This is a genomic window from Acidimicrobiales bacterium, assembly GCA_036273495.1.
Taxonomy (GTDB): Bacteria; Actinomycetota; Acidimicrobiia; order Acidimicrobiales; family JAJPHE01; genus DASSEU01.
The window spans coordinates 1-2,282 of record DASUHN010000382.1 but is presented as its reverse complement, the minus strand read 5'-3'; the positions used below and the strand labels follow the sequence as shown (position 1 = coordinate 2,282).

The 2,282-nt window shown below is 73.8% G+C and carries 5 protein-coding genes; 3 read left to right on the top strand and 2 right to left on the bottom strand.

Translation table 11 applies throughout. From position 1 onward, the window contains the following. Together VFW24_16665 and VFW24_16660 are read left to right on the top strand one after the other, a co-directional pair. Window positions 1–466 (top strand): zinc-binding dehydrogenase (locus VFW24_16665; GenBank protein HEX5268403.1); only part of this gene is annotated, 466 nt, incomplete at its 5' end. A 43-nt stretch (window positions 467–509) separates the two neighbouring features. After that, window positions 510–1,241 (top strand): crotonase/enoyl-CoA hydratase family protein, encoded by a 732-nt coding sequence (locus VFW24_16660; GenBank protein ID HEX5268402.1) that lies wholly within the window; start codon window positions 510–512, stop codon window positions 1,239–1,241. Window positions 1,242–1,248: 7 nt separating this feature from the next. Here VFW24_16660 and VFW24_16655 read toward each other — a convergent pair whose 3' ends face one another. Next, on the bottom strand, window positions 1,249–1,491 hold the full coding sequence (locus VFW24_16655; protein HEX5268401.1) for a hypothetical protein: 243 nt from the start codon (window positions 1,489–1,491) through the stop codon (window positions 1,249–1,251). Window positions 1,492–1,545: 54 nt separating this feature from the next. Between VFW24_16655 and VFW24_16650 the strand changes: the two genes are divergently transcribed. After that, the gene (locus VFW24_16650; protein ID HEX5268400.1) at window positions 1,546–1,935 is read left to right on the top strand and encodes a cupin domain-containing protein; all 390 of its coding nucleotides are present in this window, start codon (window positions 1,546–1,548) and stop codon (window positions 1,933–1,935) included. Here VFW24_16650 and VFW24_16645 read toward each other — a convergent pair. Beyond that, on the bottom strand, window positions 1,919–2,282 hold a 364-nt coding region (locus VFW24_16645; protein HEX5268399.1), incomplete at its 5' end, for a pentapeptide repeat-containing protein. The genes VFW24_16650 and VFW24_16645 overlap by 17 nt on opposite strands.

Here is a 2,282-nt window from a genome sequence, read left to right as displayed (position 1 = left end):
CGCCGACGCCGTCGTCGACTACCGGGCCACCGACTTCGTGGCCGAGGTCGACGCCGTCACGGGGGGCCGGGGCGTGGATCTGGTCTTCGACGGGGTGGGCCTTCCCGATCAGTCGCTGCGCTGCCTCGCGTACGGCGGGCGATACCGGATCATCGGCTTCTCGGGAGGGATCGAGGCCGAGGAGCAGCCCTTCGTCACCCCGCGTACCCTGTGCTTCGGCAACTTCTCGGTGGGCGGCGTGCTGCTGGCCTACACGTCCCACCCCGAGGCGGCCCGGCGCGCCACCGGCTTCAACATCACGCCCCGCGCCACAGGCGAGGAGGTGCACGCCCGCCTCACCGGGCTCGTCGCCGCCGGCCGCGTCCGCCCGGTCGTCGGCGCGACCGTCGGGTGCGAAGACCTGCCCGCAGCCCTCGAGGCCATGGAGGAGCGCCGGACCATCGGGAGGACGGTCGTGCGGTGGTGAGGGATCGCTATGGTCCAGAGCCCGGAGCGAGGAGGAGTCGGCTGTGAGCACCCTGGTCAGCTGCGAGATCGACGGAGGCGTGGCCACGCTGCGCATGGACGACGGCAAGGTCAACGTCCTCAGCCCGGCCATGCAGGCCGCCATCAACGACGGGCTGGACCGGGCCGAGCAGGCCGGCGCCGTCGTCGTGCTCACCGGTCGCGAGCGGGTCTTCTGCGGGGGGTTCGACCTGGCCACACTCCGGGGCGGGGGGCAGGCGGCCAGCGGGATGCTGCGGGGCGGCTTTGCCCTGGCGGAGCGGGTGCTCACCTTTCCCCGACCGGTGATCTCGGCCTGCAACGGCCACGCCATCGCCATGGGGCTGTTCCTGATGATCTCGGCCGACTACCGGCTCGGGGCCGAGGGGCCGTTCAAGCTCACCGCCAACGAGGTGGCCATCGGCATGCCGCTGCCGCAGTGCGCCATCGACATCTGCGAGGGGCGGCTCAACCCCGCCTTCATCGGGCGCATGCTCGGGCTGGCCGAGGTCTTCGGCCCCGACGAGGCGGTCCCGGTAGGGATCCTCGACCGCACCGTGCCCCACGAGGACCTGGTCAAGGAGGCCCAGGCCCTGGCCGGCCAGCTGGCCGCGCTCGACGCCGCCGCCCACCGGGTCAGCAAGCTCCGCTTCCGGGATCCGATGGTCGCCGCCCTGCGCGCCTCGATGGACGCCGAGTTCCCCGAGGGCGCCTCCCTCCCCGCCGGCGCCGGCCCCCGCCCCGCCGGGTCGGCCTAGACGACCCTCAGTCCCGGCTGAGGCGCCGGGGATCGACCGAGCGGAGCTTGGCGGCGCCGACCAGCCGCCCCCCCGACGGCAGGGGCCCGTACACGTCGGCCACCGGGCCGCCCCGGTCCCGCTTGACCGCCACGAACCGGAAGCTGCCCCGCAGCCCCTCGACCTTCACCAGCTCCCCCGCCCGGAACCCGTAGGGCACCTCGAGACCGAAGTCGAGCTGGCCCGGCTCCTGGGGAGGGCGGTCGTCCACGCCGCCGAGTATGTACGGTCCCGGTGCCAGGGGTGACCACCGGAGGGAGCGACCATGGCCGAGGGTTCGGTACGCCGCATCGGGCGGGACGGGCTGGTCCCGGGCGGCGGCACCCCGGGGATGAGGCGGCGCGAGGCCGTCGCCACCGACGGGATGTGGGCCGGCCTGGTCGAGACCGAGCCCGGCGCCACCTCGGGCTGGCACCACCACGGGGAGTACGAGAGCACCCTCCACGTGGTGAGCGGCCGGATGCGGATGGAGTTCGGCCCGGACGGGGGCCAGACGGTGGAGGCCGGTCCCGGAGATTTCCTCTACGTGCCGCCGTACGCCGTGCACCGCGAGGCCAATCCCAGCTCGGAGCCGGGCGTGGCGGTGGTGGTGCGGGCCGGCCGGGGCGAGCCGGTGTTCAACGTCGAGGGCCCCGACCTCAGTCCTCCAGGCTGATCCGCAGCTCGGCCAGGAGGCTCAGCGCCAGCGGCATGAGCTCGCCGGATGTGATCGTCGACCCGGCCAGCCTGGTGGCCCCGCGGAGACCCTCGAGCTCGCAGCCGGCCACCCGGGTCGAGGTCATGGTGGCCTGGTGGAGCTCGGCGCGCCGGAGGTCGCACCGGTCGAACGTCACCGACTCGAGCGTGGCGCCCGTCAGGTCGGCCCCGCCGAGGGCGCAGTCCTCGAACACCACGTTCTCCAGACGGGAGAACCGGAGGTTGGCCTCCTCCAGGCGGCAGTCGACGAAGCGCACGTGCCGGACGCGGGCGTCGGAGAGGATCACCCCGTTCATCCGGCAGTTG

What these genes read in the sequence shown, in the direction of transcription:
- VFW24_16650 (HEX5268400.1), top strand. Translation starts at nt 1,546, where the DNA reads ATGGCCGAGGGTTCGGTACGCCGCATCGGGCGGGACGGGCTGGTCCCG.